General features: G+C 72.7%; 24 protein-coding genes. 14 read left to right on the plus strand and 10 right to left on the minus strand.

Annotated elements, in window-relative coordinates:
* Positions 1-13: 13 nt before the first annotated feature.
* Positions 14-1645, plus strand: coding sequence for a thiamine pyrophosphate-binding protein (locus tag ABD143_RS36780; RefSeq protein ID WP_343988010.1), 1632 nt, complete (start codon positions 14-16; stop codon positions 1643-1645).
* Positions 1646-1818: 173 nt separating this feature from the next.
* On the opposite strand, the gene ABD143_RS36785 is transcribed toward ABD143_RS36780, so the two are convergent.
* The 3 genes from ABD143_RS36785 to ABD143_RS36795 form a co-directional block, all read right to left on the minus strand.
* Positions 1819-2250: a nuclear transport factor 2 family protein gene (locus ABD143_RS36785; RefSeq protein WP_343988013.1), complete on the minus strand. Its 432-nt coding sequence runs from the start codon at positions 2248-2250 to the stop codon at positions 1819-1821.
* Between the two features lie 374 nt (positions 2251-2624).
* Positions 2625-4544 (minus strand): vWA domain-containing protein, encoded by a 1920-nt coding sequence (locus ABD143_RS36790; protein ID WP_343988016.1) that lies wholly within the window; start codon positions 4542-4544, stop codon positions 2625-2627.
* Between the two features lie 72 nt (positions 4545-4616).
* Entirely contained in the window at positions 4617-7649 is a 3033-nt protein-coding gene (locus ABD143_RS36795; protein WP_343988019.1) for an alpha-mannosidase, read from the minus strand.
* Positions 7650-7795: 146 nt separating this feature from the next.
* Between ABD143_RS36795 and ABD143_RS36800 the strand changes: the two genes are divergently transcribed.
* Together ABD143_RS36800 and ABD143_RS36805 are read left to right on the plus strand one after the other, a co-directional pair.
* Positions 7796-8824 carry a PhoH family protein gene (locus ABD143_RS36800; RefSeq protein ID WP_425563755.1) on the plus strand — a complete coding sequence of 343 codons (1029 nt, stop codon included), beginning with the start codon at positions 7796-7798 and terminating at the stop codon, positions 8822-8824.
* A 70-nt stretch (positions 8825-8894) separates the two neighbouring features.
* Positions 8895-10460, plus strand: a complete 1566-nt coding sequence (locus tag ABD143_RS36805; RefSeq protein ID WP_343988026.1) for an alpha/beta fold hydrolase — start codon at positions 8895-8897, stop codon at positions 10458-10460.
* Positions 10461-10613: 153 nt separating this feature from the next.
* Here the strand turns inward: ABD143_RS36805 and ABD143_RS36810 are convergent, their stop codons facing one another.
* Complete coding sequence (locus tag ABD143_RS36810; RefSeq protein WP_343988029.1) at positions 10614-11843, minus strand: D-arabinono-1,4-lactone oxidase; 1230 nt, start codon at positions 11841-11843, stop codon at positions 10614-10616.
* Between the two features lie 158 nt (positions 11844-12001).
* Here ABD143_RS36810 and ybeY point away from each other — a divergent pair, with 158 nt between their 5' ends.
* From ybeY to era, 5 genes are read left to right on the plus strand one after another with little or no spacing between them, the layout of a single operon-like run.
* A complete protein-coding gene (gene ybeY, locus ABD143_RS36815) occupies positions 12002-12538 on the plus strand; it encodes an rRNA maturation RNase YbeY (RefSeq protein WP_343988032.1) in 537 nt (178 codons plus the stop codon).
* Positions 12539-12549: 11 nt separating this feature from the next.
* A complete protein-coding gene (locus ABD143_RS36820) occupies positions 12550-13935 on the plus strand; it encodes a hemolysin family protein (RefSeq protein ID WP_343988034.1) in 1386 nt (461 codons plus the stop codon).
* Positions 13919-14278 carry a cytidine deaminase gene (locus tag ABD143_RS36825; RefSeq protein WP_343988037.1) on the plus strand — a complete coding sequence of 120 codons (360 nt, stop codon included), beginning with the start codon at positions 13919-13921 and terminating at the stop codon, positions 14276-14278. Before ABD143_RS36820 ends, ABD143_RS36825 begins: the two co-directional genes overlap by 17 nt.
* Positions 14275-15501: an L-2-hydroxyglutarate oxidase gene (gene lhgO, locus ABD143_RS36830; RefSeq protein WP_343988040.1), complete on the plus strand. Its 1227-nt coding sequence runs from the start codon at positions 14275-14277 to the stop codon at positions 15499-15501. Before ABD143_RS36825 ends, lhgO begins: the two co-directional genes overlap by 4 nt.
* Positions 15502-15505: 4 nt before the next feature.
* Positions 15506-16435, plus strand: coding sequence for a GTPase Era (gene era / locus ABD143_RS36835; RefSeq protein WP_343988044.1), 930 nt, complete (start codon positions 15506-15508; stop codon positions 16433-16435).
* Between the two features lie 14 nt (positions 16436-16449).
* Here the strand turns inward: era and ABD143_RS36840 are convergent, their stop codons facing one another.
* Positions 16450-17142, minus strand: a complete 693-nt coding sequence (locus tag ABD143_RS36840) for a TetR/AcrR family transcriptional regulator (protein ID WP_343988047.1) — start codon at positions 17140-17142, stop codon at positions 16450-16452.
* A 78-nt stretch (positions 17143-17220) separates the two neighbouring features.
* Between ABD143_RS36840 and ABD143_RS36845 the strand changes: the two genes are divergently transcribed.
* From ABD143_RS36845 to recO, 3 genes are read left to right on the plus strand one after another with little or no spacing between them, the layout of a single operon-like run.
* Positions 17221-18177: an ATP-binding cassette domain-containing protein gene (locus ABD143_RS36845; protein ID WP_343988050.1), complete on the plus strand. Its 957-nt coding sequence runs from the start codon at positions 17221-17223 to the stop codon at positions 18175-18177.
* Positions 18174-18983 (plus strand): ABC transporter permease, encoded by an 810-nt coding sequence (locus ABD143_RS36850; RefSeq protein ID WP_343988053.1) that lies wholly within the window; start codon positions 18174-18176, stop codon positions 18981-18983. The genes ABD143_RS36845 and ABD143_RS36850 overlap by 4 nt, the downstream gene beginning before the upstream one ends.
* 18 nt (positions 18984-19001) lie before the next feature.
* The gene (recO, locus tag ABD143_RS36855) at positions 19002-19844 is read left to right on the plus strand and encodes a DNA repair protein RecO (RefSeq protein ID WP_343988056.1); all 843 of its coding nucleotides are present in this window, start codon (positions 19002-19004) and stop codon (positions 19842-19844) included.
* Positions 19845-19995: 151 nt separating this feature from the next.
* Here recO and ABD143_RS36860 read toward each other — a convergent pair whose 3' ends face one another.
* Positions 19996-20745, minus strand: coding sequence for a DedA family protein (locus ABD143_RS36860; protein ID WP_343988059.1), 750 nt, complete (start codon positions 20743-20745; stop codon positions 19996-19998).
* Between the two features lie 219 nt (positions 20746-20964).
* Between ABD143_RS36860 and ABD143_RS36865 the strand changes: the two genes are divergently transcribed.
* Both ABD143_RS36865 and ABD143_RS36870 read left to right on the plus strand, forming a co-directional pair.
* Complete coding sequence (locus ABD143_RS36865; RefSeq protein WP_379659770.1) at positions 20965-21681, plus strand: isoprenyl transferase; 717 nt, start codon at positions 20965-20967, stop codon at positions 21679-21681.
* A gap of 17 nt (positions 21682-21698) precedes the next feature.
* Entirely contained in the window at positions 21699-22079 is a 381-nt protein-coding gene (locus ABD143_RS36870; RefSeq protein ID WP_343988571.1) for a hypothetical protein, read from the plus strand.
* Positions 22080-22086: 7 nt separating this feature from the next.
* On the opposite strand, the gene ABD143_RS36875 is transcribed toward ABD143_RS36870, so the two are convergent.
* The 3 genes from ABD143_RS36875 to ABD143_RS36885 are packed head-to-tail and all read right to left on the minus strand — an operon-like array spanning position 22087 to position 23531.
* Positions 22087-22680, minus strand: coding sequence for a hypothetical protein (locus ABD143_RS36875; protein ID WP_343988064.1), 594 nt, complete (start codon positions 22678-22680; stop codon positions 22087-22089).
* A 57-nt stretch (positions 22681-22737) separates the two neighbouring features.
* Entirely contained in the window at positions 22738-23160 is a 423-nt protein-coding gene (locus ABD143_RS36880) for a Fur family transcriptional regulator (protein ID WP_343988068.1), read from the minus strand.
* Positions 23157-23531 (minus strand): ArsR/SmtB family transcription factor, encoded by a 375-nt coding sequence (locus tag ABD143_RS36885; protein WP_343988071.1) that lies wholly within the window; start codon positions 23529-23531, stop codon positions 23157-23159. The genes ABD143_RS36880 and ABD143_RS36885 overlap by 4 nt, the downstream gene beginning before the upstream one ends.
* A 98-nt stretch (positions 23532-23629) precedes the next feature.
* On the opposite strand from ABD143_RS36885, the gene ABD143_RS36890 reads away from it, so the two are divergent.
* Positions 23630-23956, plus strand: coding sequence for an antibiotic biosynthesis monooxygenase family protein (locus ABD143_RS36890; protein WP_343988074.1), 327 nt, complete (start codon positions 23630-23632; stop codon positions 23954-23956).
* A 13-nt stretch (positions 23957-23969) separates the two neighbouring features.
* Here the strand turns inward: ABD143_RS36890 and ABD143_RS36895 are convergent, their stop codons facing one another.
* Positions 23970-25148, minus strand: coding sequence for a winged helix DNA-binding domain-containing protein (locus ABD143_RS36895; protein WP_343988077.1), 1179 nt, complete (start codon positions 25146-25148; stop codon positions 23970-23972).
* Positions 25149-25356 lie beyond the last annotated feature (208 nt).

A 25356-nucleotide genomic window follows, 5' to 3' on the forward strand; every position in this document is an offset into this window, starting at 1 on the left:
GAGGGGGTTGCGCATGAGCACCGTGGCTGAGCTTGTCGGCGGCACGCTCGCGGGTCTCGGCGTCGGGCACGCGTTCGGTGTGGTCGGTAGCGGCAACTTCCACGTGACGAACGCGCTGCGCGACGGCGGTGTCCCGTTCGTCGCGGCCCGCCACGAGGGCGGCGCCGCGACCATGGCCGACGCCTACGCCCGCACGAGCGGCCGGGTGGGCGTGCTGTCGCTGCACCAGGGCTGCGGGCTCACCAACGCGATGACGGGCATCACCGAGGCGGCGAAGAGCCGCACGCCGCTGCTGGTGCTCGCCGCCGACACCGGCGCGGCCGCGGTGCGGTCCAACTTCCGCATCGACCAGGACGCGCTGGTGAGGGCGGTGGGCGCGGTCGCCGAACGGGTCCACTCACCCGCTTCGGCGCTCGCCGACACCGTGCGCGCGTATCGCACGGTCGTCGAGCAGCGCCGCACCGTGGTGCTCAATCTCCCGCTGGACGTGCAGGCGACCGAGGCGCCGGAGGGCCAGGCCGTGCCGGCGGTGCCCGCGCTCGCGCCGATCCGGCCTGCTCCCGCCGCGGTGGCCGAGCTGGCGGCCATGATCACCTCGGCGCGGCGGCCGGTGTTCGTCGCCGGCCGCGGGGCCCGCGGCGCGCGGACCGAGCTGCTGGCGCTTGCCGAGGCCACCGGGGCACTGCTCGCCACGTCCGCCGTCGCCTCGGGGCTGTTCGTGGACGAGCCGTGGGCGCTGGGTATCTCCGGCGGTTTCGCCTCTCCGCTGGCCGCGGAGCTGATCTCCGGCGCCGACCTGGTCGTCGGCTGGGGTTGCGCGCTGAACATGTGGACGATGCGGCACGGCGCCCTGATCGGCCCGGACGCGCGGGTGGTTCAGGTGGACCTCGACGCCGACGCCATCGGCGCCAACCGCCCGGTCAACCTGGGCGTGCTCGGCGACGTGGCGGCCACGGCGTCCGACGTGCTCGCCGCGGTCGGCGAGCCGCGTACCGGCTACCGGACCGACGACGTGCGGGCGGCGATCCGCGAGCGCATCCGCTGGAGCAGCGAGCCGTACGAGGACCTGACGGGGCCGGACGGGATCGACCCCCGCACGCTCTCGATCGCGCTCGACGAGCTGCTACCGGCCGAGCGCACAGTGGCTGTGGACTCCGGCAACTTCATGGGCTACCCCAGCGCCTACCTGCGGGTCCCCGACCAGCACGGGTTCTGCTTCACCCAGGGCTTCCAGTCGATCGGGCTCGGGCTGGCCACCGCGATCGGTGCGGCGCTCGCCCGCCCCGACCGGGTCGCCGTCGCGGCGCTCGGGGACGGCGGGGCGCTGATGGCGGCGGCGGAGCTGGAGACCGTGGCGCGGCTCGGGCTCCCGATGGTCGTGGTGGTCTACGACGACCGCGGCTACGGCGCCGAGGTGCACCACTTCGCGGACGGCGACCACAGCACTGTCACGTTCCCGGAGACCGACATCGCGGCGATCGGGCGCGGGTACGGCTTCGACGCCGTGACCGTGCGAGCACCGGGCGACCTGAAGGCGGTGGCCGAGTGGGTAGCCGGGCCGCGGGCCGCGCCGCTGCTGGTGGACGCGAAGATCGCCTCCGACGGCGGGGCGTGGTGGCTCGCGGAGGCGTTCCGCGGCCACTAGCAGGTCGAGTCCGGACGGCGCGACCCGCCACAACCTGCGTGACGTCGACCCGGCGACCGTCACCCGGATCCGCGCCGAGGTGACGGAGTCGCTCACGGAGTTTGAAACCACCGGCGGGGTCATGATCCCCGGCTCGGTCTGGCTCGTCACGGCGTCTCGGTAGCTCCCGTTCGTCAGCTCGGGCCGCTGGCGGCGGCGATCGCGGCGGTGTCCCAGTAGAACGGCCGGACCTCCGTGATGCGCCCGCCCTGCACCGTGATCGTCTGGAGAATGGGGAACTCGAGCTGCCGTCCGGTCGCGCGGGCGCGGGCGCGGACCTGGGTACGCACCACAACCGTGTCGCCGTCGGCGAAGAAATCCTGTTCCAGCAGCTCGAACGACTCCCAGGTCGCACTCATGGCGACGAAGAACCGCTCCATGCCCTCGTGGCCGCGCCAGAGGCCGCCGTAGGGGAGCGCGTCGGCCTGGTGCAGCACCACGTCGGAGGCGAAGAACGGGGCGAGCGAATCGAAGCTCGCCCGACCGGGACCGCCCGCGGCGAGGTAGCGCTCCTCGGCGGCGTACATGCCCTTCAGGACGTCGAGCGGGTCGGTTGTCGTCTGCATGGCGTCGAGTCTGGTGGCGCAGGCCGCGCCCGGCTGGCGGCGATCGGCCGTGGCGCTCGGCGCACGGCTCCCCAGAGGTGGCGCAGCAGTTCCTGGCCGCGCCCCGATGCTGGTCGACGCGAAGATCGCCTCGGACGGCGGTTCCTGGTGGCTCGCGGAGGCCCTCCGAGGACACTGACGTTCCGGGAACCGACAGGGTCGACGCCTACCGGTTCGCCGACCGTGCGCGGCGGCGGCGCCGGACCACCAGCGCCGTGGCGAGGGCCGCCATCAGCACGGCCGCCGCACCGGTCACGCTGCGACGGCGCGGAGCGTGACCAGCGGAGGCGTTCCGCAGCTACTGAACACCCGGCCAGGAACGCCCGGCAGCGGACCTACCGCGCGCGTCGGCGGCGCAGGGTGAGTGCCACGAGCAGTGCGGCCAGCAGCGCGCCGCCGGCGCCGATCGCGGCCCAGCCGAGCGGCGAGACCACGGTGCTGCTCGTGGCCGTCCCCGCGGCCGCCGGGGCGGGCTCGGCCCGCGGTGCCGCGGCAGCGGGCACCTTGCCCTCGCCGAACGGCCCCGCCTGCCGGGCCTCGGCCGAGGCGAACGCGTACTGCGGGCCTGTTTCGGGCGTGCCCGTGACCGACACGTCCAGCTGGACGGGTACCGGAGCGGCCGCACCGTTGTCCTCGCTCGGTGCCCCCACCTGCACCGACACGTAGTACCAACCCGCCACGCTCTGCGTGCGGGAGCCGACGACGTCGGCCGCGCGGTTGCCGTAGCGCACTGGGACCGTGGTGAGGGCGGGCGAGTTCGTCGGTAACACGCTGTCGGGGCCGGTGTAGGCCATGAAGTCCTGCTCGATCTCCTCCCGCGTGGGCGCGTACAGCCGCGTCGACACGGGCGAGACGTTCTCCAGGCCGGTGCCGGGCGTCGCGCCGAAACGGACGCGGTAGGCCAGCCCCTGGCCCCAGTCCAGCCGCACCCGGTAGAAGACGAACTCGCTCCGGCGCAGCACGTCGGTGTAGCTCCCGGAGCCGTCGAGCGTGCCGGCCACGGCGAACGACCCGCCGCCGACGACCGGCCGGGGTGCGCCCGCCGGCTCGACGAACTCCGCGGCGGGCAGGACCGCGACCGGCCCGCCGTCGGTGACCGCGGGTTCCACACCGACGAGCAGCTCGACCGGCAGCCGCGCGGGCACGCCTGCGGACACCCGGTCCCACTCGAGTGCGAAGTAGTAGCGGCCGCCGCCCTTGCACCGGTCGCCGCTCGCGCTGCCGGTGTCCTCCTTGGTGGCGCCGTCCCACGTCGTGGCCACGGTGAGCGCGGCGCCGTCGCTGGACCGCGACGTCTGCTCGGACTCGAACGCGTGGCAGTCCTCGCCACCGTCGCCGTAGGTCCGTAGCTGCAGCGTGTTGAAGTCGTCGAGCACATTGACGTCTTGGACGCGCGGGAAGGAGACGGTCGCGCTGAAGTACGCCGTGGCCCCCGCCGGAACGTCGACGGCGTAGTAGCGCTTCTCGTGCTGGCCGATCGTGTCGAGGTGCTGCCCCGGTCCGGCCGAAGGCGCCGTGTCGGAGGCCGGGGTGCCGGTGATTGGGGTTCCGGTCGGCTCGTAGTTGCGCAGCGCCGTGGCGGTGACACGCGGCAGTACCCGCTGCAGCGCGGCCGCGTCGGGTGCGTCGGTGTAGGTGCCGCCGGTGGCCTGGGCGATGCAGGCGAGCTGGGCGCGGGCGGTGTCGTCCACGCCGAAACCGACGGTGTGCACGACCAGGTCGACGCCCTGCCCGGCGAGGGTGCGCACCACATCGCACGGCTCCGGCGGGGCGCAGGTGTCCTCCCCGTCGGAGACCAGCACGAGCGAGCGGGGGCCCTCCTGCGGCAGCTGCTCGGCCGCGACCTGCAGGGATCGCCCGATCGGCGTATAGCCCCGCGGGGTGACCGCATCGACCGCGGCGGCGAGCCCGGCCTTGTCGACCGGCCCGGGCGGGCTCAGAACGGTGACGTCCTGGCAGCCGCGCTCGCGATCCGCCGCGGAGTTGCCGGTGGACGTGCCGTAGACCGCGAGACCGACCGGGGCACCGTCCGGGGCGGTCTCCACCAGCGCGCGCACCGCCCGCTTCGCGGCGTCCATCTTGCTGCCGCCGTCGGGGTCCGGACCGGTCATCGAGCCGGACGCGTCGAGCACGACCATTGTGGGTGCCAGCTCGGTGCGGGCCTGTCCGTCCTGTGCGTTCGCGCCGGTCAGGGGGAGGACCGCGAGGAGGACCCCGGCCAACGCCGCGATCGCGATCCGAGTCGGCCGTGCCATGGTGTTGTCGGTCCCCCCGTTGCACCGGGGCCCTCGTTGCCCCGGTTGCCGTGACGGAGTGTTCCATCCGGCTCAACCGAGTTGATCACCAGCTCCCCTGCGGTAGCGCAGGGTGACGATCTGGAACGGACGGACGGTGAGGTGCGTGCCGTCAGGGGCGAGGGCGACAGGCTCGGTCAGCGGCGTCTCCAGCAGGTCGGTCTCCACCACGGACCCGTACGGGAAGTCCGTCGTGACCTGCGCCGTCGCCCGCCCGCCGTGTGCCTCGTAGAGCCGCACCACGACGTCGCCACTGCCGTCCTCGGCCAGCTTGACGGCCTCGACGACGACGGCGGGGTGGTCAACCGCGACGAGCGGAGCGATGCCGGAGCCGCCACTGACCGTGCGCAGCGGGAGGTTCAGCCGGTAACCCTCCGCCACGGCGTCCGCAATGGTGGCGCCCACCCGCAGCGACACCGCGAGCCGGTGCTCGCCCTGGTCGGCCGTCGGGTCCGGGAAGAGCGGCGCGCGCAGCAGCGACAGGCGCACGGTTGTCGTGGTGCCGCCGCCCGGCCGCGTCGAGCGCCCGACGTCGTGGCCGTAGGTGGAGTCGTTGGCGACGGCCACCCCGTAGCCCGGCTCGCCGACGTGCACCCACCGGTGCGCGACCGTCTCGAACCGCGCCGCGTCCCACGAGGTGTTGGTGTGGGTCGGGCGGTGGATGTGCCCGAACTGGATCTCCGACGTCGCCCGGTCCGCGTGCACGTCCAGCGGGAACGCCAGCTTGAGCAGCTTCTGCCGCTCGTGCCAGTCGACGTCGGTCACGACGTCCACCGCGGGCGTTCCTGCCCGCAGGCTCACGACCTGCATGATCGTCGACGCGCCCGCCTTGCGTGTGATCCGCACCGCCACCCGCTCCGGGCCCCGCTCGGTGACGGTCAGTTCGGCGACGTCGACCAGGTCGCGGCCGTGGCGGCGGTAGTGCTCGTCGATGTCCCACGCGTCCCACTTCACCGGCGTGTCGCGGTGGAGCTGGAGCAGGTTGGCCGCGGCGCCGGGCGGCACGAGCTCGCGGTCGGCGGCGATGTCCCGCACCGACGTGAGCAGCCCGCGCCCGTCGACGACGACCCGGACGGCGCCGTTGGCGAGCACGATCTCGTCGCCGACCTCCTCGACGGCTGCCGTGGCGTCGGGCGGCACGACCGTGCCGCCCCCGAGCGCGGGCACCCCGTCGCGGGCGTACGGGCCGGCGTTGATGGCGATCTCCCGGTCGCCCGCACCCGCCAGCGCCGCGAGCGAGCGGGTGATCACGTCCTCGAGCTCCGCGGCCACCCGCGCGTAGTTGCGCTCCGCCTCCTGGTGCACCCACGCGATCGACGTGCCCGGCAGGATGTCGTGGAACTGCTGGAGCAGCACCGTGTGCCAGCAGCGCTCCAGCGTCTCCGCGGGGTACGGGACTCCGGCGCGGACGGCGGCGGTGGCGGCCCACAGCTCGGCCTCGCGCAGGAGGTGCTCGCTGCGCCGGTTGCCGCGTTTCGTGCGCGCCTGCGAGGTGTAGGTGCCGCGGTGGAACTCCAGGTACAGCTCGCCCGACCAGACGGGCGGGCTCGGGTACTCAGCCTCCGCCGTCGCGAAGAACTCCGCCGGCGTTGTCATCCGGACGGTCGGCGAGCCCTCGAGCGAGCGGGTGCGTGCCGCCGCCGCCAGCATCTCCCTGGTCGGCCCGCCGCCGCCGTCACCCCAGCCGAACGGCACGAGCGAGGTGTTGGCCCGGCCCTTCTCCGCGTACTGCCGCTGCGCCCTCGCCAGCTCCGCCGCCGAGAGCTGCGCGTTGTAGGTGTCGACCGGCGGGAAGTGCGTGAACACCTGGGTGCCGTCGATGCCCTCCCAGCGGAACGTGTGGTGCGGCATCACGTTCGTCTCGTTCCAGGAGATCTTCTGCGTGAGGAACCAGCGCGCGCCCGCCGCCGTGATGATCTGCGGCAGCGCCGCCGAGTAGCCGAAGGAGTCGGGCAGCCACACCTCCTGCGGGTCGACCCCCAGCTGCTCGCGGAAGAACCGCTTGCCCGCCACGAACTGCCGGGCCAGGGCCTCCCCACCCGGCATGTTGGTGTCCGACTCCACCCACATCGAGCCCACCGGTACGAACCGGCCCTCGGCCGCCCGCGCCTTGACGCGCGCGAACAGCTCGGGCTGGTGCTCCTGCAGCCATGCGTACTGCTGGGCCGACGAGGCCGCGAACACGAACTCGTCGTCGCCGTCCATCAGGTCGAGCACGTTCGCGAACGTGCGCGCCACCTTGCGGACGGTTTCGCGCACCGGCCACAGCCACGCCGAGTCGATGTGCGCGTGCCCGACGGCGTGCACCCGGTGCGCGCTCGGGTACGCGGGGCTCGCGAGCACGCCGGCCAGCGCCGCACGGCCCAACTCCGCAGTGCCGGAGACGTCCTCCGGGTCCACGGCGTCCACGGCCCGCTCCAGCGCGCGGAGCACCTCGGCACGCCGCGGCAGGTCGGCCGGCAGCTCGCCGACCAGCCCGGAGAGCGTCCAGATGTCCTGCGCGAGCTCCCACACCGGCACGTCGAGCAGCGCGACGTCGATCCCGGCCAGCCGGCAGATCGGGTCGGTCCCGGCCGTCTGCAGGTCACCGAGCGGCGTGGGGCCGAACTCCCACGTGCCCGCTACCTGCGGGTTCGAGGCGGCCTCCACGTACAGGTCGACGGCCGAGCCCGCGCCGCCCAGCCGGACGTGGGCGTTGAACGGCTCGACCGCCGCCACGACCACGCCGTCGGGGGTGTAGGCGAGCCCCTCGGCCTGGAACCCGGCCGTGACGGCGGTGAACCCCAGGTCGACGACCAGCTCGGGGCGCGTGGCCGGGTCGGTCCACGCCGCGGGCACCGAGCCCGTCACGTGGAACCACACGGTGCCCCACGGGCGCCCCCACGGCGCGCCGGGCGCGATCGGGGTGAACTCTTGGCGCACCGCGTCGGCGAACGGGACCGGCTCGCCGGGCGCCGTCCACGCCGTCAGCTGCGCTGGAACGCGCTCGCGGTAGAGGGCGGGCGTGAGCCGCTCGCGGACGAACCGCGCAATTCGCGGAAGGACAAGAGCCGAGTCGTCGTGCACGGGACCATCGAATCAATTCGACACCTCGGCGGAAAGGCCGGGCGCGTCGCGGGGTATGGGCGGTAGCATCGAGTACGTCCCTACCAGCAGAGTTGAGGAAGCAGGCGGCACAGCCCTTGACCATTCCGGATTCCGTCCAGTCCCGTATGGCCGTTCCGGACGCCGCTCTGCTCGCGCTGCTGGGTTCGCGCGACGAGAGCCTGCGCGTCGCGGAGGAGATGCTCACCGCTGACGTGCACGTTCGCGGCAACGAGCTCACGCTCACCGGGGACCCGGCCGACGTGGCCTTCGCCGAGCGCGTCTTCACCGAGCTGATCACCCTGGCCGAGCGCGGCCAGCAGGTCTCCACCGACGCCGTGCGCCGCACCGTCGAGATGCTCGGCGACGGCGAGGCCGACGAGCGCGCCCGCATCGGTGAGTCACCCGCCGAGGTGCTCTCGCTCGACATCCTGTCGCGGCGGGGCAAGACCATCCGGCCCAAGACGCTCAACCAGAAGCGCTACGTCGACGCCATCGACGCGCACACCATCGTCTTCGGCATCGGCCCGGCGGGAACCGGCAAGACGTACCTGGCGATGGCCAAGGCCGTGCAGGCGCTGCAGGCCAAGATGGTCAACCGGATCATCCTGACCCGCCCGGCCGTCGAGGCGGGGGAGCGGCTGGGTTACCTGCCCGGCACGCTCTACGAGAAGATCGACCCGTACCTTCGCCCGCTGTACGACGCCCTGCACGACATGATCGACCCCGAGTCGATCCCGAAGCTGATGGCCGCAGGCACCATCGAGGTGGCGCCGCTCGCGTACATGCGGGGAAGGACGTTGAACGACGCCTTCATCATCCTCGACGAGGCACAGAACACCACGCCCGAGCAGATGAAGATGTTCCTCACCCGGCTCGGCTTCGGCTCGAAGATCGTCGTCACCGGTGACGTCACGCAGGTCGACCTGCCCGGCGGCACCCGTTCCGGGCTCATGGTCGTCCGCGACATCCTCGGCGACGTCGACGACGTGCACTTCGCGCAGCTGTCCAGCACCGACGTCGTGCGCCACCGGCTGGTGGCCGACATCGTCGATGCCTACGCCCGCTGGGACGCCGAAGGTGAGCGGCCCAACCTGCGTGCGGCCGCCCCGCGCAACGGTCCCCCGCAGGACCACCGCCGCTCCCGGCGCCGCTGACGGATCGCGCTACGGCAACGGGGGCGCCGCCCAGTTGTCGTAATGGTCGGCATCCGCCAGGATTCCCGCTGTGCCGTTCCGCCTTCGCGCGTTCATCGCAGCTTCGATCGCCGCGCTCGTCGCCGTCGCGCTAGCCGCGACGCCGGCGGCTGCGTCTGACCTGGAACGAGGGGCGGGACTAGAACGGTACGCCGACCAGGAGCTGACCTGGGGCTCCTGCGGCGGGTTCGCCCGCACGGCCGACGAGGAGAAGACCTTCGCCGACGCGCGCTACGACTGCGCGTACCTGGAGGTCCCCCTCGACTACTCCGAGCCGGACGGGAAGATCGCGCGCATCGCACTTCTTCGGCAGAAGGCGCTCGACCCGGCCCACCGGATCGGCTCGCTCTTCATGGACCCGGGCGGGCCCGGCGGGTCGGGCGTGAGTTTCCTGCCTGCGATCGCCGGCATCATCGGCGACGGCGAGTTGGCCCAGCGGTTCGACCTGATCGGCTTCGACCCGCGGGGCGTCGGCGTCTCCGAGCCGACGATCGACTGCTCGAACACCGCCGAGATCGACGCCGAGCGGGCCGACGTCGACGTCGACACCTCGCCGGAGGGTGTCGCGCAGACCGAGGAGGAGTACAAGGCCTTCGCCGAGCGCTGCGTCGACCGCGTCGGCCTCGACGTGCTCGCGAACGTCGGCACCCGCGACGTCGCGCGCGACCTGCACATCGCCCACCACGTGGTCGGTGACCCGAAGCTCACCTACGTCGGCTACTCCTACGGCACCGCGATCGGCGCGAAGTACGCCGAGCAGTTCCCCACCGACGTCCGCGCGCTCATGCTGGACGGCGCGATCGACCCGTCGCTCGGCCCCGTGGAGTCGCGGCTCACGCAGTCGCGCGGCTTCCAGCGGGCCTTCGACAACTTCGCGGCGGCCTGCGTCCAGCAGCCGGGCTGCGCGGTGGGCACCAACGCCGCAGACGCGTCCGCGCGCCTGCAGCAACTGCTGCGGCCCCTGATCACCAAGCCGGTCCCGGCCGGTCCAGGCCGCACGCTGAGCTACTCCGACGCCATGACCAGCGTGATCACCGCCATGTACGCGCAGTCGCTGTGGCCGTTCCTCTCCGAGGGACTGACGAAGGTGGCGAGCGGCGACGGCACCGACCTGATGCGTCTCGCAGACTCCTACTGGGAGCGCAACCCCGACGGCAGCTACAGCAACCTGCTCGAGGCGTTCCAGGTGATCACCTGTGCCGACACCGTCCCGATCATGGATCGGGACGTGGCCCGCCAGATCAGCGAGCAGTCGATCAAGCTCGCCCCGTTCTACGACGCCGGGTTCGGGCCGTCGAACGCGCTGGAACAGTGCTCGTTCTGGCCCGTGCCGCCCACGTCGAAGCCGGGCCCGGTGCGCGCCGAAGGCCTGCCCACCGTGCTCGTCGTCTCGTCGACGGGCGACCCCGCCACCCCGTACGAGGACGGCGTCTCGCTCGCGAAGCAGATGGGCGCCCGCCTGCTGACCGTGGAGAACGACGGCCACACCGTCGCGCTGCAGGGCGCGAACCCGTGCGCAGACGAGGTGGCCACGAGCTACCTCGTGGACCTGAAGCTCCCCGCGAAGGACAAGACCTGCGCGGCGCCACACGCCTGAGGCGGGTGGCCGTCAGGGCGGGGCGCTCCCCGTCGCGGCCCACATCGGCGGTGAGGTCCCCGGCCGGCGAGCATGATCACCTCGGGGTGAGGGTCGAGCGCCGACGGTATGAGCCGGTGGGTGCCGGGGTGAGAGCCCGCGCCCGATACGGCGTCAAGCCGGTACGTAGCGGTCGAGCATCTCGTTGCGGAACTTGCCGGCCGGGTCGTGCTCCGCGAGGAGCTTGCGGAACTCCGGCAGCCGCGGCCAGCGCCCGCTGACCGTGGCGGGTGACATCCCGAACACCTTGCCCCAGTGCGGGCGCGGGGCGAACGGCTCGACCGCCGCCTCCACCGCGGCCACAACCGGGAGCACCGCCGCCGCGTCGGGCACCCACGTGAAGTGGAGTGCGGCGCTGTCGCGGCCCTCGGCCAGCGAGAGCCACAGGTCGTCGGCGGCGACGGTGCGGATCTCCGACACCAGCAGGACCTGGGCGATCCGATCGCGGATGGCATCGAGCGCGCGCAGGGCGTCGGGGAGGGCGGCGCGCGGCACGAAGTACTCCGACTGGAGCTCCTCGCCCGTGCTCGGGGTGAACGCGAGCCGGAAGTGCGGGAGCCGCTCGTGCCACGCGCCGGGCTCGCCGAGTTGCGGTGTGCAGTGCCCGGGGTCGACGCCGCGCACCATGTGGCGCTGCGCGTCCGCCCGGGTCGCCCCGAGCCAGCGCGCAGGCGGCTCGGGGTCGGTGTCGCGCTGTTTGACCCATGCCTGCTCGAAGCCGTCGCCCTCCCAGTAGGTGAAGAGGCTGACGCTGTAGGCGGAGGCGAGCACCTCCTCCGCGTCGCCGAGGGCGAGCCCCTCGTACACCCACTGCCGCACGCCGAACGCCGGCTGCAGGTCCAGCGTCAGCGCCGTCACGATGCCCAGCCCGCCGAGCGCGACGACCGAGCCCGCGAAGTCCGGGTCGCCGCGGCGCACGGTGCGCAGCTCGCCGTCCGCGCCCATCAGCTCGACGGCCGACACGGCCGTCGCCAGCGCGCCGTTGTCGTTGCCGGAGCCGTGGGTGCCGGTCGCGCACGCTCCGGCGACGGCGATGTGCGGGAGCGACCCCAGGTTGGGCAGGGCGAACCCGGCCTCGTGCAGCCGCGGCGTGACCTCGCCGTACCGGAGCCCCGCCCCGATCGTGGCGGTGCCTGCCGCGGCGTCGATGTCGACGACCGGCGGGAGCCCGGCGAGCGTGACCAGGTCGCCCGTTGTGTCCGCGATCCGGCTGAACGAGTGCCCGCTGCCGAGCGCCCGGATCCGCTCGCTACCCGCCACCAGCTCCTGCAGCTGCGCCACCGAGGTCGGGCGGTGTAGCGCCCGCGCGGCGAACACGACGTTGCCCGCCCAGTTCGTCACCATGACGGGAACCTAACCGAGGCCGGGCGGCGCGAGTACGTCGTCCGGATGTCGGGAAACCCACGCTCCTGCCTCCGCGGACCCCCGCGGTGCGCAACGCGGTGCGGCGAGCGCCACCGGATACTCTGAACGGAGTCCATCGGAACGGAGCTGGGATAAGGGTGTCGATAGAGGTCTCGAACGAGTCCGGCGTGACGGTGGATGAGTCGCTCCTCGCCTCCGTAGCGCGCTACGCCCTCGACGCGATGCGCGTCAACCCGGCCGCCGAGCTCAGCATCCTCGCCGTCGGGCTCGACGTCATGAGCGAGCTGCACGAGCGCTGGATGGACGAACCGGGACCAACGGACGTCATGTCGTTCCCGATGGACGAGTTCGCCGAGGAGTCCCGGCGCCCCGACGCGCCCGAGATGGGGCCCGCGCTGCTCGGCGACATCGTGCTCTGCCCCGAGTTCGCGAGGGAGCAGGCCAAGAAGGCGGGCCACGGCCTCGCCGACGAGCTGCACCTGCTCACGGTGCACGGCGTCCTGCACCTGCTCGGGTACGACCACGCCGAGCCGGAGCAGGAGCGAGAGATGTTCGCGCTGCAGAACAAGCTCCTCACCGACTGGCGAGCGGCGCGTCAGCTCGCCGCCGAGCGCGAGGCGCGGCGCCGCACCGACTCCGCCGTGCTCGGCACCGCCGGCCTCGAGGACGGCTGATCCCTTCCGTCATGGACGGCACCACCCCCCTCATCGTCATCGCTGTACTGCTGATCCCAGTTGCCGGGTTGTTCGCCGCCGCGGACGCCGCCCTGAACTCCGTCTCCCGGGCCAGGGTCGACGCGCTGGTGCGCGCCGGGCGCCCCGGGTCGCGCGCGCTCGCCGCCGTGGTGGCCGACCGGCCGCGACACGTCAACCTGCTCCTCCTGCTGCGCCTCGCCGCCGAGACCGTGGCCACGGTGCTGCTCACCATCGCGCTCATCGCGATCTTCGACCGGGACTGGACGGGTGCCCTCACGGCTGCGGGCATCATGATCGTCGTCAGCTACGTGCTCATCGGCGTCGGACCGCGCACTCTCGGCCGTCAGCACCCGTACCGAGTCGGGATGCTTGTCGCGGCGCCCGTCCGCGCGCTGGCCACCCTGCTGGGCCCGCTCACCAAGCTGCTGATCGTCGTCGGCAACGCGATCACCCCCGGCCAGGGCTTCCGCCAGGGCCCGTTCTCCTCGGAGGTGGAGCTGCGCGAGCTCGTCGACATGGCGAGCACCAGTGGCGTCGTCGACGAGGACGAGCGGCAGATGATTCACTCCGTGTTCGAGCTGGGTGACACCCTCGTGCGTGAGGTGATGGTGCCGCGCCCCGACGTCGTCTGGACCGAGCAGGACACGCCGGTGGACAAGGTGCTGCGGCTCGCGCTCAAGAGCGGCTACTCCCGCATCCCGGTGCTGGGGGAGAACATCGACGACATCGTCGGGGTCGCCTATCTCAAGGACATCGTGCGGGCGCAGGCAGAAAGCCCGGAGGACACCCCGCTGACCCACGTCATGCGGCCCGCGGTGTTCGTGCCGGACACCAAGCGCGTCGACGACCTGCTCAAGGAGATGCAGGCCGCCCGCAACCACATGGCGATCGTCGTGGACGAGTACGGCGGTACCGCGGGCGTCGTGACGATCGAGGACATCCTCGAGGAGATCGTCGGTGAGATCACCGATGAGTACGACTCCGAGGAGGTGCCCGCGGTCCAGGAGCTGGACGGACGTAGGCTCCGGGTGGCGGCGCGGCTGCCGGTGGAGGACCTCGCCGAGCTCTTCCCCGGTGTCGACGGCACCGACAGCGCGCTCTCCGAGGTACTGGCGGCGGCCGACGTCGACACGGTGGGCGGCCTGCTCGCCCAGCAGCTCGGCCGGGTACCGCTGCCGGGCGCGGAGGCGGAGGTCGCCGGGCTGCGGCTGCTCGCCGAGGGGGGCAAGGACGCCAGGGGGCGAGTGCGCATCAACACGGTGCTCGTCGAACCGGTCGAGCCCGGTCCCGTCGGCGAGCCGTCCGACGAGGAGCACGACGAGGACGGCGACGGCACGGCCCGCCGCCGGGAGGAGAGCGATGTCCGGCCCGGGTGAGATCGGCCCCGAGGACACCAAGATCGTGACGCTCGCGCGCTCGGCCAGAGCCCGCACCGGGGCAGCCGAGGGCGCCGCCGTCCGCGATACCGACGGCCGCACCTACGCCGCGGCCACCGTCGCGCTCCCGTCGCTCGCGCTCACCGCGCTCCAGGCCGCCGTAGCCGCAGCCGTGTCGAGCGGAGCCCCCGGTCTGGAGGCCGCTGCTGTTGTCACCGGTGCCGGTGTCGTGGACGAGGCGTCGCTCGCCGCCGTCCGCGACCTCGCCCCCGCCGCACCCGTCCTGCGCGCCGACTCCTCCGGCGCGGTCCAGCAGATCCACACCCCGGAGTCGCTTACATGACCACCCCCTCGTTCGACGTCGTCGTTGTCGGCGGCGGCATCGTCGGCCTGGCAACCGCGCACGCCGTGGCCCGGACCGGCCGATCCGTCGCAGTGGTGGAGCGCGAGCAGCAGCTTGCCAGGCACCAGACCGGCAACAACTCCAACGTGATCCACTCCGGGCTGTACTACGCCCCGGGCGGGTTCAAGGCGCGCCTGGCCGTGTCCGGCTGCGCGGAGACGGTGGCGTTCTGCCGCGAGCACGACCTCCCGCATGAGGTCACCGGCAAGCTCGTCGTGGCCACCGACCCGGAGGAGCTGCCGCGGATGGCGGAGCTCAAGCGGCGCGGCGACGCCAACGGCGTGGAGAACCACGAGCTGGACCAGGCCGGGATGCGCGAGCACGAGCCGCACGTCCGGGGCATCGCGGCGCTCTACGTGCCGTCCACCGGCATCACCGACTACCGCGCGATCGCGGAGAAGATCGGCGAACTGGTGGCCAAGGAGGGCGGCGAGATCCACCTGGGCCGGGCGGTGACGCAGATCGCGCGCCGGGCCTCCGACGTCGTGGTGCGCACCGACGCCGGTGACCTGCTCGGCAAGCAGGTCGTCGTCTGCGCCGGGCTGCGCTGCGACGAGGTGGCGAAGGCCGCGGGCGCCGACCCCGGCATCAGGATCATCCCGTTCCGCGGCGAGTACTCCGGGTTCAGCGAGCGCGCGGCGGGCATGGTGAAGGGCCTGATCTACCCCGTGCCCGACCCCGCGTTCCCGTTCCTCGGCGTGCACGCCACCCGCGGCATCGACGGGCACGTCCACGCCGGGCCGAACGCCGTGCTGGCGCTCGCGCGTGAGGGCTACTCGTGGGGCACGATCAAGCCCAAGGAGTTCCTGGAGACCATCACCTACCCCGGGATGCTGCGGATCGCCAAGCAGCACTGGCGCTACGGCTTCGGCGAGATGCACCGCTCGCTGTCGAAGAAGGCGATGGTCAAGCAGATCCAGCGGATGCTCCCCGACGTCCGGGCGGAGGACCTGCACCCCGCAGGCGCCGGTGTGCGCGCGCAGGCCGTCAAGCGGGACGGCACGCTCGTCGACGACTTCCTGTTCGTCGACCAGGGTTCGGGCCCCGGCTCGGTGCTGCACGTGCTCAACGCCCCCAGCCCCGCTGCCACGGCCGCCCTGCCGATCGGCCGGGAGATCCTGGAGCGGCTCACCGGCGAGAAGCTCTCCCCATTGACGGCGTGAGCGCGTGAAGAGCTTCCTGGAGGTCCCGGACGGCTACCGGTCCGGCTTCGCCTGCTTCGTCGGGCGGCCCAACGCCGGCAAGTCGACGCTGACGAACGCGCTGATCGGGTCGAAGATCGCGATCACGTCGAGCCGTCCGCAGACCACGCGGCACGCCATCCGCGGCATCCTGCACCGGCCCGACGCGCAGCTCGTCGTCGTCGACACCCCGGGCCTGCACAAGCCGCGCACGCTGCTCGGAAGCAGGCTCAACGACGTGGTCCGCCAGACGTGGGCCGAGGTCGACGTGATCGGCTTCTGCGTCCCGGCCGACCAGCCCGTCGGCCGGGGCGACGAATTCATCGTCAACGAGCTGCGTTCGGTCGCCGCGCGCACACCGGTGATCGGGATCGTCACGAAGACCGACATCGCGCAGCCGGAGCAGATCGCGGAGCGGCTCACGCAGCTCAGCGGACTGATGAACTTCGCGGAGGTCGTGCCCTGCTCGGCAGTCGACGGGTTCCAGGTGGACCTGCTCGCCGACCTGCTCGTGGCGCGCCTCCCGGAGGGCCCGCCGCTCTACCCGGAGGGCGATCTCACCGACGAGCCCGAGGAGACGCTGGTCGCGGAGCTGATCCGCGAGGCCGCGCTGGAGGGCGTGCGCGACGAGCTGCCGCACTCGATCGCCGTGGTGATCGAGGAGATGGTGCCCCGCGAGGGCCGCCACCCGAAGGCGGAGCCGATGCTCGACGTGCGCGCCAACATCTATGTCGAGCGCTCCAGCCAGAAGGGCATCGTGATCGGCAAGGGCGGCGAGCGGCTGCGCCAGGTGGGCAGCGACTCCCGCCGCCAGATCGAGGCGCTGCTCGGCACGAAGGTGTTCCTGGACCTGCACGTGAAGATCGCAAAAGACTGGCAGCGCGACCCGAAGCAGCTCCGCAAGCTCGGCTTCTAACGCCTGCCCGCACCTCATGGCCGGTCGCCGCCCGTCTCGAGGAGGCCGGTCAGTACGCGGGGCAGCACGCTGTCGAGCAGATCGGCGACGGCGGGCGTCGCCTGGGACGGGGTGGCGAACGCCGCGGCGAGGTGGGGGTGACGCCCGTCGGTGACCACCGAGGCGAGGAACTCGGCCTGCGACTCCTGCCATTCGGTCGTCGCGCCGCCCAGTTCCTTCTCGGAGCGCACGAGGAGTGCGACGAAGCCGTTGAGCAGGGCGAACGCCTCCATTTTCGCCGGGGTCGGCGCGTCGAGATCCTGCATCGTGGCGAGCGCGTACTCCAGGACGTCCACGGTGTTGGGGCCCAGGGCGACCCGCCCCGGTGCGATGTCGAGCATCCACGGGTGGCGCCGGTACACCTCGCGGAGCTCATGCGCGAGCGCGACGAGGTCGGCCCGCCAGTCCCCCGACGGCGCCCGGGAGAGGTCGATCTCCCCGGCGGCGGCGTCGGCCATGAGCTCCAGCAACTCGTCGCGCGTCTCGACGTAGCGGTAGAGCGACGCGGCGCCGGCGCCGATCGCGGCGGCCACCTTCCGCATGGAGACGGCGTCGAGGCCGCCGACGTCGGCCAGTTCCACGGCGGCCGCGGCGATCCGCGCCCTGCTGTGCTCGGGCGCGGGTCCCCGGCCGGACCGTTCCTGGCGCAGCCAGATGCTCCGGGCCATCACTACTCCTTTGCGAACAGCGTACCCAGTCGGCTATCCTCGCTCACTGCGAACAATGGTTGCAGTACAGGAGGACCGATGACGGTTGCAGTGGTAGCAGAGGGCCTCGTGCGGGCATACGGCCCAGTGCGGGCGCTCGACGGGCTCGATCTCGTGGTCGCCCGCGGCAGCGTGTGCGCCGTGCTCGGGCCCAACGGGGCAGGCAAGACCACGGCCATCCGCGTGCTGGCCACCCTCACCGTGCCCGACGCCGGACGGGCCACGGTGCTCGGCCACGACGTGGTGCGGGACGCGGCGCTGGTCCGCGCCTCGATCGGCCTCGCCGGGCAGCACGCCGCCGTGGACGACGACCTCACCGGCCGGGAGAACCTGGAGATCCTCGGCCGGATGCACCACCTCGGCCGCCGCGCCGCCCGGGAACGGGCCGGGGAGCTGCTGGACCGTTTCGACCTCGCCGACGCCGCCGACCGGCTCGTCAAGACCTGGTCGGGCGGGATGCGCAGGCGGCTCGACCTGATCGCGAGCGTGGTCGTCGCGCCGCCCGTGCTGTTCCTGGACGAGCCGACAACCGGGCTCGACCCGCGCAGCCGCACCGAGATCTGGACGACGGTCCGCGAGCTGGTGGCCGCCGGCACCACGGTGCTGCTCACCACCCAGTACCTGGAGGAAGCCGACCGGCTGGCCAACGACATCGTGATCGTCGACGGCGGGAGGACGGTCGCCACCGGCAGCCCGGACGTCCTCAAGGACTCGATCGGCGTCCGCGTCGACGTCATCGTTGAGACACCCGCCGAGCTGCCCGCTGCGGCGGCCGCGCTCGCTGAGTACGCCCGTGGCGAGCCGGAGATCGACGAGGCGGCCCTGCGGATCAGCGCTCCTGTGGCCGGCGCCGCGGTCACGGTGCCGGGCGCTGTGCGCATGCTCGACGCCGCAGGCGTGGCGGTGCTCGACGTCGGCATCCGCCGTCCGACTCTCGACGAGGTGTTCCTGCACCTCGTCGGCCGCCGGCCCCGGCAGGAGGAAGCAGCGGCATGACCACCATCCCCATGACGCCCACCCGCTCCCGTTCGGCCGTGGACGGCGCCGCGGCCGCCGTCCGCGTGCTCTGGAAGCTGCGCCACGACCCGGCGGGGATCGTCCTCACCCTCGCCGCACCGGTCGTGCTCGTGCTCGTGTTCGGCTACATCTTCGGCAGCGCGATCGCCGTGCCAGGCTCGGGCGACTACCGCGAGTTCCTCGTGCCCGGGCTGTTCGCCACCATCGCGTTCAACATCATCCCGTCGATGATCACCATGGCGCGCGACAGCGGGCGCGGTGTCGTCGACCGGTTCCGCTCGATGCCGATCTCTCGCGTCGCGGTGCCGTTCGGGCAGGCGGCGGCGACCGCCGTGTACGGGTTGCTGTGCCTGCTGTTGATGGCCGCCTGCGGCCTGCTGGTGGGCTGGCGGATCCGGAACGGGATCGCGCCGGCGCTCGGTGCGCTGGGGCTGCTGGTGGCGTTCCAGTTCGCGGCCACCTGGATCGGCATGTTCCTCGGCTTGCTGATCGGGAAGGAGGAGGTGGCCGGGCAGCTGTCGGTGCTCGTCCTCCCCGTAGGGATGCTGTCGAACGTCTTCGTGCCGACGACGGGGATGCCGGCCTGGCTGCGGACGATCGCCGACTGGAACCCCGTCAGCGCGGTGGCGGCGGCCGTCCGCGAGCTATGCGGCAACCCCACGGCGCCGACGAACGGGGCCTGGCCGCTGGAGCATCCCGTGGTCGCCTCACTGGGCTGGACGGCGCTCCTGCTGGCGGTATTCGTGCCGCTCTGCACGGCCCGGTACGCGCGGCCGCGCGCCTGACCGCCGTAGTCTTGCGCGGTGAGCCTCTACCGCGACATCGGCGTGGTGCTGCGGGTGCAGAAGCTGGGCGAGGCCGACCGGATCGTCACGCTGCTCACCCAGCGCCACGGGAAGGTGCGCGCGGTGGCGAAGGGGGTGCGGCGCACGCGGTCGCGGTGGGGCGCCCGGCTGGAGCCGTTCAACCACGTCGACGTGCAGTGCTACACCGGCCGCTCGCTCGACATCGTCACGCAGGCCCAGACGGTCGACGCGTTCGGCGCGGGCATCATCGGCGACTACACCCGCTACACCACCGGCTGCGCGATCCTGGAGACGGCCGACCGGCTCGTCGCCGAGGAGGGCGAGCCCGCGTTGCGGCTGTACCTGCTGCTGGTCGGTGCCGTCCGGGCGCTCGCAGGCCGGGAGCGCGACCCCTCGCTCGTGCTCGACGCGTTCCTGCTGCGGGCGATGACCCACGCCGGCTGGGCGCCCGCCATCAGCGAGTGCGCCCGCTGCGCCGAGCCCGGCCCGCACCCGGCGTTCAACATCGCCGCCGGGGGAGCGGTGTGCCCGCGCTGCCGCCCGCCCGGCTCGGTGATGCCCTCGCGCGAGACGTTCGCGCTGCTCGACGCCCTGCTGCACGGCGACTGGGACACCGCGGACGCCGCCGCCCCCGCCACCCGCCGCGACACCAGCGGGCTCGTGGCGGCGCACCTGCAGTGGCACATGGAGCGCCAGCTCCGGTCGCTGCCGCTGGTGGAGCGGCGGTCGGTCACGCCTCCGGCGGCGTCAGGAACACGCACCGCGGGCCGGGAGCCCGTGTCAGCCGACGGGTCGAGGGTGACAAGCGGGGCGCCGAGCAGTTCGGCGAGTGCGACGTAGCAGTCACCCGCAGCCTGAGCCGGGGCGAGGGCGGGCACCAGGAGCGCCACGGCCGCGGGTGCGACTAGCAACAGATGCGCAATCGAGGTGAACCCACCCCAGGGTGAGCCCGAGGCCCGTACGAGCCGCCCGCCCGATCACCGATCGGACGCTACCGGCGCGGGCCGCGCGGCGGGGGCGCCTGACCCGGACGGGCCGCCGGGAGCCGCACCGTCGGGCTCTCGGCCGACACGACCGGCAGCCGCTCGGTGGGGCTGTCGGCCGACGCCTCCTCCACGGGGTGGCGGCGGCGCCACAGCCGGTGCGCGATGAATCCCACGATCGCGAGCACGGCGATCACGAGCACCACGCGGGAGGCGATGCCCGCGTATTGCTCGACGATGTGCCAGCTCTCCCCGAGGCCGTACCCGGCCAGCACGAACGCCGTGTTCCAGATGAGGCTCCCGGCCGCCGTGAGCGCCGCGAAGAGCAGCACCGGCATCCGTTCGACACCGGCAGGCACCGAGATCATGCTCCGCACCAGCGGCACCATCCGGCCGAAGAACACCGCCTTGTTGCCGTGGCGAGCGAACCACTCCTCCGCCTTGTCGACGTCGCGCAGATTCACCAGCGGCATCCGGTCGACGATCGCGCGCAGCCGTTCGCGGCCGAGCGCCGCCCCGATGCCGTAGAGCGCCAGTGCTCCGACGAGCGAACCGAGGGTCGTCCAGATGATCGCCGCGAGGAGGCTCATGTCGCCGCGGGCCGCGGCGAAGCCGGCCAGCGGGAGGAAGACTTCGCTAGGGAGCGGGGGGAAGACGTTCTCGAGGGCGATGGCGAGCCCGACGCCCGGGGCGCCGAGTGAGTCCATCAGGTTGACGACCCAACCGACGATTCCGGTCAATTCGGGAGCGCTGCTCATACCGTCGAGATTAGGGAAACTTCTCTGAAGGGGTACTGAGGGGATCAGCCGGAGCACCCTGAGGCCATCCCCACCCCCGCCCGCGTGCATCCGGGCTGGACGCCGGAGGGGGCCAGGAACCCCGTTTCCCCGCCACTAGGCTGGTCCGCCGTGGCCCGTTTCCAGCCCCCTCCGCCGCACCCGTCCGGTGCGCGACCGCCAGCGATCCCGAAGGAGCTGGTGCCCAACCACGTCGCGCTCGTCATGGACGGCAACGGACGCTGGGCGAACGCGCGGGGGCTGCCCCGCATCGAGGGGCACCGGCGCGGCGAGGCCTCGCTGATGGACGTGGCCCGCGGTGCCATCGACATCGGCGTCCGCTGGCTCTCGGCGTACGCGTTCTCCACGGAGAACTGGAAGCGCAGCCCGGACGAGGTCCGGTTCCTCATGGGCTTCAACCGTGACGTCATCCGCCGCCGGGTGGACGAGATGCACGCGATGGGCGTGCGGGTGCGGTGGGCGGGCAGGCGGCCGCGGCTGTGGCGCTCGGTGATCAAGGAGCTGGAGATCGCCGAGGAGAAGACGAAGCACAACGACGTCCTGACCCTCACCATGTGCGTCAACTACGGCGGGCGCGCCGAGATCGCGGACGCGGTCAAGAAGATCGCCCAGCTTGCCGCGGAGGGCCGGATCCGCCCCGACAAGGTCGACGAGCGCATGATCGCCCGCTACCTCGACGAGCCGGACATGCCCGACGTCGACCTGTTCGTGCGTTCCTCTGGCGAGCAGCGCACGTCCAACTTCCTGCTCTGGCAGTCCGCATACGCGGAGATGGTCTTCCTCGACACGCTCTTCCCCGACTTCGACCGGCGCCACCTCTGGGAGGCGATCGAGATCTACGCTCGCCGCGACCGCCGCTTCGGCGGCGCCCTCGACAAGCCCGGAGCGGCCTCGTGACTGCGACGATCCCCCAGATGCTCGACGTCGCCAAGGTGGCGCTCGAGCGCTACCACGACGTCACCGTCGACGACGACGGCGCGCTCACGTTCGCCCACGGCGGCGTGGTGTGCGCGCTGCAGGGTCTGGAACTGGAGGAGGGCCTGCCGGTCCTGAACCTCACCTGCGTCGTGGCGTGGGACCTCGCGGCCGAGTCCGACGTCCCGCAGCGCGTGGCGCTCGGCGCAGGCGAGGGCTTGTTCGGCACACCGCGGGTTATCCGCGGCGCGAACGGATGGGACGTGACGCTGCGCTACGCGTTCCCCGCCGCCGGCCTCGACGAGAAGGCCATGGGGACGCTGCTGATGCTGGTGGTGAGCAGCGCGTCGAGCATGCGGGCCGAGCTGACGGAGGAGTGAGACCCGGTCAGGCCAGGTGCACGAGCGGCAGCTTGCTGAGCTGCGCCGGAGAGAGGCTCCCGGCGGCCGCGAGCACCCGCGCCTGGGTCTCCTGCATCCGTGCGTCGAGCAGCCCGCTCAGCGCGTAGGCGACTCGGCCGAGCAGCCGGACGGTGGTGTCGTCCACCAGCGGGCGCGGCGCCGAGACCACGGCGACGCCGGTCGGCGTGCCGTCGTTGGCCTGCGCGGCGCCGATCGTGAAGGACTCACGCGGGTTCACGTGGCGCGAGGCATAGTGGTCGCGAAGCTTCTTGACCATGCCGTGGAACTCGCGGACGTCGCCGTCGAGCTCGAGCTTCCCCAGGTCGTCGTCGGTGAGCACCCCGGCCCGCCCCGAGAAGCAGCGGGCGTAGCCGACCAAAGCGCCGGTCCACAGCGCCTCGACCATCGCCGAGTCGGGCTCCGGGCGGGCGAGAGCGGCCACGAGGTGCTCGCAGCAGCGCAGCACGTACTGCAGGTCCTCGAAGACCGCGGCGAGTGCGGCCAGGTGGTCGACCTCGCTGCCGTCCAGCCTGCGGACGGCGCTCGGCGTGGTCACGGCCCCGTTCGCAGCTTCGCTCACTCGGCGGAGGCTAGCGGTGACCGGGGCCACCGGATGTGTCGTTCTGAGACGGGCGGCTCAGCGGATGCCGCAGCCCTTGCACAGGCCGAAGATCTCGGCCGTGTGGCTCAGCTCGACGAAGCCGTGTGTCTCGGCCACCCGCTGTGCCCACGTCTCGACGGCCGGGCCTTCGATCTCCACGGTGTGGCCGCAGCGCCGGCACACGAGGTGGTGATGGTGGTCGGCCGTGGCGCAGCGGCGGTACACGGCCTCGCCGGAGCCGGTGCGGAGCACGTCGACCTCGCCGCTGTCGGCGAGGGTCTGCAGCGTGCGGTAGACGGTGGTGAGCCCGATGCCCTCCCCGGCCCGGCGCAGCTCCTCGTGGATCTCCTGCGCGGAGCGGAAGTCGTCGAGCCGGTCCAGCAGCGCCGACACCGCGGCCCGCTGCCGGGTGGCACGCACGGCGCGGGTGGTGGGTGCCTGCCCGTTGCTGGTGGTCATCGGCTCTCCTCGGCGTGCGCCACGGCGTCCACGACGATGTGCGCCAGGTGGTCGTCGACCAGGGAGTAGACCACTTCCCGGCCGCGGCGATCACCCCGCACCACTCCAGCCGACTTGAGCACGCGCAGGTGCTGGCTGATCAGCGGCTGCGCGACTCCGAGCGCGTCGACGAGGTCGTGCACGCAGCGGTCGGACTCCAGCAGCTGCAGCACGATGGCGATGCGGACGGGGGCGGCGAGCGCGCGCAGCAGGTCGCCTGCGGCTGCGAGCGTGCGCGGGGTGCGGACGGGCGCAGGAGCGGTGCCGTGCGCCGTGGCCGTCCTGTCGCCCACGGACGTGTCCGCGGGGCCGGCACCTGCGACGATCGACATCGGTGTCCCATCCCCGGAAGCGGCGGCCGCGCCCCCGGTGATCAGTGTGCGTGTGGGCCGCACCGTCCATCGTAGGCGTGTGCTGCGATGCTGATGCGATGTTGCTGGTCTGCCGGTTCGCCGCGACGCCGGAGGACGCCTCGGAGCTCCTCGCCAGGGCCTGTCGCGCGCTGGAGCTGCTGACCGCCGCCGAGGGCTGCCTCGGCGGCGAGTTCGGCCGGTCCGTGGACGAGCCGGAGCGCTGGGTGCTCGCCGTGCGGTTCACGTCGGTGGACGCCTACCGGCGGGCGCTCTCGCCGTTCCCGGTGCGTGAACACGTGGTGCCGCTGCTCTCCGAGGCGCTCGCCGACGAGCCCGCCACGTACGAGACGCTCGTGAGCGCAGTGGACGCGGTGGCCACCGAGCACCCCAGCCTGCTCGCCTGATCAGGCGCTTGGCTCAAGCCCGCAGCTCGGTCTGTAGGGGAGCGGGGAAGCGCACCGAGAAGCGGACGTCGCCGATCAGCTCCTCCAGCCGATGGGCGGCGGCCTCGATCTCCGCGCGCCGCTCCGCACCGACGTCCTCCAGCAGCCGGAGGGCGATGGTGCCGTCGGCGCGCTGCACCCAGCCCCCGACCATCCGGCCGTCGACCCACACGGTGGGGCCGCCGTTGCCGTTGCGGTCGAACAGGACGGGCACGTGGGCGGGGTCGAGGTGGAACCCACGCTGCTTCCAGCCCATCGTCGAGGGGTCCAGGCCCGGCAGCAGCGCCACGAACGGCTCGGCGGGTGGGACGGGGTCGACGTCGTCGGGAAGGACGAAGCCGGGCCCCTCGTCGAGCTCGACCTCGACCGCGCCGACGTCGGCGAGCGCTCGTTTGGTGGTGGCGACCGTCCAGCCGGCCCACCACTGCAGGTCGGCCTGCGTGCCCGGCCCGAACGCGCGCAGCCAGCTCGTGGCGAGAATGGCGGCGGCCGCTCGCGGGTCGAGCGGCTCGCTGAACGCGGGGAGCCAGTCGTGCGTGGCGGCCCAGCGGTACTGCCCGTTGATCCACGTGCCGGTCGGACGGGCCCGCAGCACCCGCCCCTCGAAGCCGAGCACAAGCAGCACCCGGGTGTGCGCGGCCTGCACTGCTGCGTTGCGGCCGGTGCCGATGGTGAGCGGAACGGCGAGGTGCGGCACGAGCTTGCCCAGCTCGCGTGCGCTCTGCAGGCCCTTGCCGGAGAGCACCGTGAGGATCTCCCCCGACGCAGCGGCGACCCAGCGCTCGGGATCGGGGCCGAGCCCGGCCCCGGCCACGGCGTCGAGCAGCATGGCGCGCTGCCGGGCGAGGAGCGTGACGGTGGACGAGTGGTGCGCCGCCCGCGCCAGCTCATGGCCGAACACCCAGAGCGTTCGCCGCATCGCGTGGTGGCGCACCAGGCTGCGCTCCTCGTAGAGCGCCTCCTCCACGGCCGGGAGCCGCGGGTTGCGCATGCGCGCCGCGACCGAGAGGTGGACGGTGACGGGGTCGGTGGAGTGGAGGCCGGCGAGGTCGTCGGCGATGGCCACGACGTCGTCGGTGTGCCCGGTGGCCGTGAGCCGGTGGCGGACGGCGAGCCGGGCGCGGCGCTCGGCGACGGGGATGCGGCGGGACACGGGGGAAGGCTCCCAGACGCCCCCGACACCCAGCGCCCGAGTGGTGGCCGGCGGCGGGCGGGCGCATCTCCAGGCTCTGCACACATCCACGCACCGGCCGCCACTGTGAGATGGACATGAGAGCTGCTCAGGCAAGATCGATTAGCTCTGGTGTGGATCTCGTGGCTGGTGGGTGGTGGGTGGACGCGTATGTGTGTGCAGAGCCTGG

The sequence above is a fragment of the Pseudonocardia aurantiaca genome (assembly GCF_039526725.1).
GTDB lineage: Bacteria > Actinomycetota > Actinomycetes > Mycobacteriales > Pseudonocardiaceae > Pseudonocardia > Pseudonocardia aurantiaca.

Coding starts and splice junctions, on each gene's coding strand:
- ABD143_RS36780 (WP_343988010.1), top strand. CDS start 14: ATGAGCACCGTGGCTGAGCTTGTCGGCGGCACGCTCGCGGGTCTCGGC.
- ABD143_RS36885 (WP_343988071.1), bottom strand. CDS start 23,531: ATGTCGATCGTCGCAGGTGCCGGCCCCGCGGACACGTCCGTGGGCGAC.
- ABD143_RS36800 (WP_425563755.1), top strand. CDS start 7,796: ATGGCCGTTCCGGACGCCGCTCTGCTCGCGCTGCTGGGTTCGCGCGAC.
- ABD143_RS36880 (WP_343988068.1), bottom strand. CDS start 23,160: ATGACCACCAGCAACGGGCAGGCACCCACCACCCGCGCCGTGCGTGCC.
- ABD143_RS36890 (WP_343988074.1), top strand. CDS start 23,630: ATGTTGCTGGTCTGCCGGTTCGCCGCGACGCCGGAGGACGCCTCGGAG.
- lhgO (WP_343988040.1), top strand. CDS start 14,275: ATGACCACCCCCTCGTTCGACGTCGTCGTTGTCGGCGGCGGCATCGTC.
- ABD143_RS36810 (WP_343988029.1), bottom strand. CDS start 11,843: ATGGTGACGAACTGGGCGGGCAACGTCGTGTTCGCCGCGCGGGCGCTA.
- ABD143_RS36785 (WP_343988013.1), bottom strand. CDS start 2,250: ATGCAGACGACAACCGACCCGCTCGACGTCCTGAAGGGCATGTACGCC.
- ABD143_RS36840 (WP_343988047.1), bottom strand. CDS start 17,142: ATGGCCCGGAGCATCTGGCTGCGCCAGGAACGGTCCGGCCGGGGACCC.
- ABD143_RS36870 (WP_343988571.1), top strand. CDS start 21,699: ATGCTCGACGTCGCCAAGGTGGCGCTCGAGCGCTACCACGACGTCACC.
- ABD143_RS36860 (WP_343988059.1), bottom strand. CDS start 20,745: ATGAGCAGCGCTCCCGAATTGACCGGAATCGTCGGTTGGGTCGTCAAC.
- ABD143_RS36820 (WP_343988034.1), top strand. CDS start 12,550: ATGGACGGCACCACCCCCCTCATCGTCATCGCTGTACTGCTGATCCCA.
- ABD143_RS36850 (WP_343988053.1), top strand. CDS start 18,174: ATGACCACCATCCCCATGACGCCCACCCGCTCCCGTTCGGCCGTGGAC.
- ABD143_RS36825 (WP_343988037.1), top strand. CDS start 13,919: ATGTCCGGCCCGGGTGAGATCGGCCCCGAGGACACCAAGATCGTGACG.
- ABD143_RS36845 (WP_343988050.1), top strand. CDS start 17,221: ATGACGGTTGCAGTGGTAGCAGAGGGCCTCGTGCGGGCATACGGCCCA.
- ABD143_RS36790 (WP_343988016.1), bottom strand. CDS start 4,544: ATGGCACGGCCGACTCGGATCGCGATCGCGGCGTTGGCCGGGGTCCTC.